This window comes from Saccharomonospora halophila 8 (genome assembly GCF_000383775.1).
GTDB lineage: Bacteria > Actinomycetota > Actinomycetes > Mycobacteriales > Pseudonocardiaceae > Saccharomonospora > Saccharomonospora halophila.
On record NZ_KB912520.1, the window covers coordinates 1 to 3,265 of the forward strand.

The following is a 3,265-nucleotide window of genomic DNA, read 5'->3' on the forward strand; positions in this document are numbered from 1 at the left end:
CCGCCCGCGCCGCAGGCCGACAGCACCAGGGCGGCCGTCGCCGCCACCGCGGTCAGCGCCGCACCGCGCCGCCGCATTCGCTTGTTCATCCGGTTCCTCCTTGTTCGTTCCCCCGACGACGGTTCCGCACCGACTGCCACAGCCTGCGGATGAGGCCCATCGCCCCGGAGGGGGCGACGAGGATCACCACGACGAGCACCACGCCGTAGACCAGCGGGGCCAGTTCGGCCGCCCGCACGTCGCTCAGTCCGGCCGCGGTACCCAGGTCGGTCACCGCGGGCGGCAGGAAGACCAACAGCGCGCTGCCGAGCAACGCGCCGGTCAGGCTGCCGAGTCCCCCCACGACCACCGCGGTCAGCAGGGACAGCGAGAGCACGATCGTGAAGCCGCTCGGCGCGGCCAGGCGCACCACCATCGCCAGCACCGAGCCGGCCAGTCCCGCACACGCCGCGCTCACCACGAAGGCGAGGACCCGCGTGTGCCCGAGCCGGACCCCGGAGAGCTCGGCGGCCACCTCGTCGTCGCGGACCGCGCGCCAGATCCGGCCGAAACGGCTCGCGACGAGGTTGGCGAGCAGCACCATCACCAGCAACAGCGTCCCCCAGCCGAGGTAGGCCAGATACTCCTGATTGCCGATCCCGCTGCCGGTGATGAAGAACATCGTGTCGTCGAACCACTGCGGCGCCGTGGGCGAGGCCACGCGCAGGCCCTGCTCACCGCCGAGCAGGCTGTCGAAGTGGACGGCCAACCCGGGTGCACCCACCGCGAGGGCCAGCGTGGCGCCCGCCAGGTACGGACCGTGCAGCCGGGCCGCGGCCGCGCCCACCAGGATGCCCACGAGCGCCGTGACCGCGGCCGAGGCGAGCAGGGCGAGGCCGAACGGCACCCCGTCGGAGTCCAACAGCAGCGCCGTCGTGTACGCCCCGACCGCCATCAGCGCGCCGTGGCCGAGAGAGATCTGCCCGTTCAGGCCGGTGAGCACGGTCAGCCCGACCGCGGCGATCCCGTAGTAGGACAGCGTCGCCAGCTGGGAGTGGCGGAACGGCTCCGTGCTCTCCAGCACCAGGACGACCACGACGAGCGCGGTCGCCCCACCGAGCAGGTTCCGGCCGCCGACGGACGAGGGGACGAGGCGACGCGCGGCCGCCGACAACGCGGTCATCAGACCTTCCTTTCGGCGGCGTGGCTGAACAGTCCCTGCGGGCGCACCAGCAGCACCGCGACGAGAATGGCCAGTGCCGCCAGCGTCACGAGCTCGCTACCGAGGTAGCCGGACACATAGGACAGCGCGAGGCCGATCAACAGCCCCCCGACCACGGAGCCTCCCGGGCTGTCCAGCCCACCGAGGACCGCGGCGACGAACCCGAACACGATGACGGGCTCCATGTAGGCGGGGTGGACCAGGCTCCCGCCCGCGATCAGCAGACCGGCCAGCGACCCGACCACGGCGGCGAACGCCCAGCCGAGCGTGAGCATCCGGCCGACGCGCACCCCCAGCAGCCGGGACACCTCCTGGCTGAACGCCGAGGCCCGCATCTTCAGCCCGAGGTCGGTGAACCGGAACAGCCCCACCAGCGCGAGCATCACCAGCAGGACCGAGCCGATGATGAACGTGCTGAACGGTGTGAACGCGACGGTGAAGCCGTTCAGGTCGAATCCGCGCAACGCGAACGGCGCCGGGAACGACTCGTAGGTCGAGCCGAAGAGCACGGCGGCCAGCGCCTGCAGCGCGATGAACAGCCCCAGCGTCACGATCACCGCGTTGAGCTCGGGGCCGCCCTCGACCGGACGGATGACGACCCGTTCCACCGCGGCGCCGAGCAGCAGACCCCCCACCAGGGCGGCGGCGAAACCGACCCAGTACGGCTGTCCGTTCTCGATCAGCATCAGGGCGAGATAGGTGGTGAACATGCCCATCGCGCCCTGGGCGAAGTTGATGACCCGGGTGGACCGCCAGATCAGCACCAGCGCCAGCGCGAACGCCGCGTAGATCGCGCCCTGGCTGATCCCGTTGAGCGTGAGGTTCACGAACTGTTGCATCGGGGCAGCAATCCTCCGAGAACGGCCCGGCTAGAAGCCGAGGTAGGCGTGGCGGAGGTCCTCGTCCGCCGCGAGCGTGGCCGCGTCGTCGGAGGCGACGACCCGGCCGAGGTTGAGCACGAAGCCGGTGTCGGCGATGGACAGCGCACTGCGGGCGTTCTGTTCGACCAGCAGCACGGTCAGCCCCTCGCGGTCGACGAGATCGCGGATGATGCCGAAGATCTGGGCGACCACCCGCGGCGCCAGTCCCAGGGACGGCTCGTCGAGCAGCAGCACCTCCGGTTCGGACAGCAGCGCCCTGCCGATCACCAGCATCTGCCGCTCCCCGCCGGACAGCGAGTTCGCCGGCATGCGCCGCCGTTCGGCCAGCGCGGGGAACAGGTCGTAGACGGTGTCCAGCCGGGCGCGGCGGTCGGTGGCCCCGCGCCGGGTGGTGCCGAGCAACTCGCCGAGGCGCAGGTTCTCCTCGACCCCGAGCTCGGTGATCACGCCACGGCCCTCCGGCACGTGCGCGACCCCGGCCCGGGCGATCTCCTCCGCGGCGGCGCCGACCAGCTCCCGCTCACCCAGCAGCACACCGCCGGACCGGGGTCGCACCAGGCCGGAGACGGTCCGCAGCAGGGTGGTCTTGCCCGCACCGTTGGCACCCAGCACGGCGGTGATCTCGCCGGGACGGGCCCGCAGGCTCACGCGGTCGAGCGCGACGACCGGGCCGTACCGGGTCGTCAGCTCACGGACGTCGAGGCGGGCGCCCCTGCCGGACCCGGTGGTGTCCGTGATGCCCGTCCCCGCCCCGGTCGGGACGTCGGTGGTCTCGCTCACTGGCCCGCCTCCTCGCCGAGATACGCTTCGATGACGGCCGGGTCGTCCCGGACCCGGTCCGGCTCCCCGGCGGCGATGACCCGCCCGAAGTCGAGCACCGTGATCCGGTCGCACGCCGACATCACCAGGTCCATGTGGTGGTCGACCAGGATCACGCCCATCCGCCCGGTCAGCCGCCGGACCAGCTCGGCGAGTTCGGACATGTCGTCGTGGCCGAGCCCCGCGGCCGGTTCGTCCAGCAACAGCAGCTCCGGCTCGGCGACCAGCGCACGGGCCAGGGCCACCCGTTTCTGCACCGGGTACGGCAGGCTCCCCGGGTACGCGCGGGCGTGGTCGAGCACGCCCACCTCGGCCATGGCCCGCTCGGCGCGCTCGGCCAGCGCCCGTTCGTCCCGCCGCGACC

The 3,265-nt window shown here is 72.4% G+C and carries 4 protein-coding genes; all 4 read right to left on the reverse strand.

Annotated elements, in window-relative coordinates:
* Positions 1–85: 85 nt before the first annotated feature.
* Positions 86–1,162, reverse strand: coding sequence for a branched-chain amino acid ABC transporter permease (locus tag SACHA_RS0107710; protein ID WP_019808527.1), 1,077 nt, complete (start codon positions 1,160–1,162; stop codon positions 86–88).
* Positions 1,162–2,040 carry a branched-chain amino acid ABC transporter permease gene (locus SACHA_RS0107715; RefSeq protein ID WP_019808528.1) on the reverse strand — a complete coding sequence of 293 codons (879 nt, stop codon included), beginning with the start codon at positions 2,038–2,040 and terminating at the stop codon, positions 1,162–1,164. Before SACHA_RS0107715 ends, SACHA_RS0107710 begins: the two co-directional genes overlap by 1 nt.
* A gap of 30 nt (positions 2,041–2,070) precedes the next feature.
* Complete coding sequence (locus SACHA_RS0107720) at positions 2,071–2,820, reverse strand: ABC transporter ATP-binding protein (RefSeq protein ID WP_028662977.1); 750 nt, start codon at positions 2,818–2,820, stop codon at positions 2,071–2,073.
* 38 nt (positions 2,821–2,858) lie between these two features.
* A partial coding sequence (locus SACHA_RS20890) for an ABC transporter ATP-binding protein C-terminal domain-containing protein (RefSeq protein WP_019808532.1) occupies positions 2,859–3,265 on the reverse strand: 407 nt, incomplete at its 5' end.

Coding starts and splice junctions, on each gene's coding strand:
- SACHA_RS0107710 (WP_019808527.1), bottom strand. CDS start 1,162: ATGACCGCGTTGTCGGCGGCCGCGCGTCGCCTCGTCCCCTCGTCCGTC.
- SACHA_RS0107715 (WP_019808528.1), bottom strand. CDS start 2,040: ATGCAACAGTTCGTGAACCTCACGCTCAACGGGATCAGCCAGGGCGCG.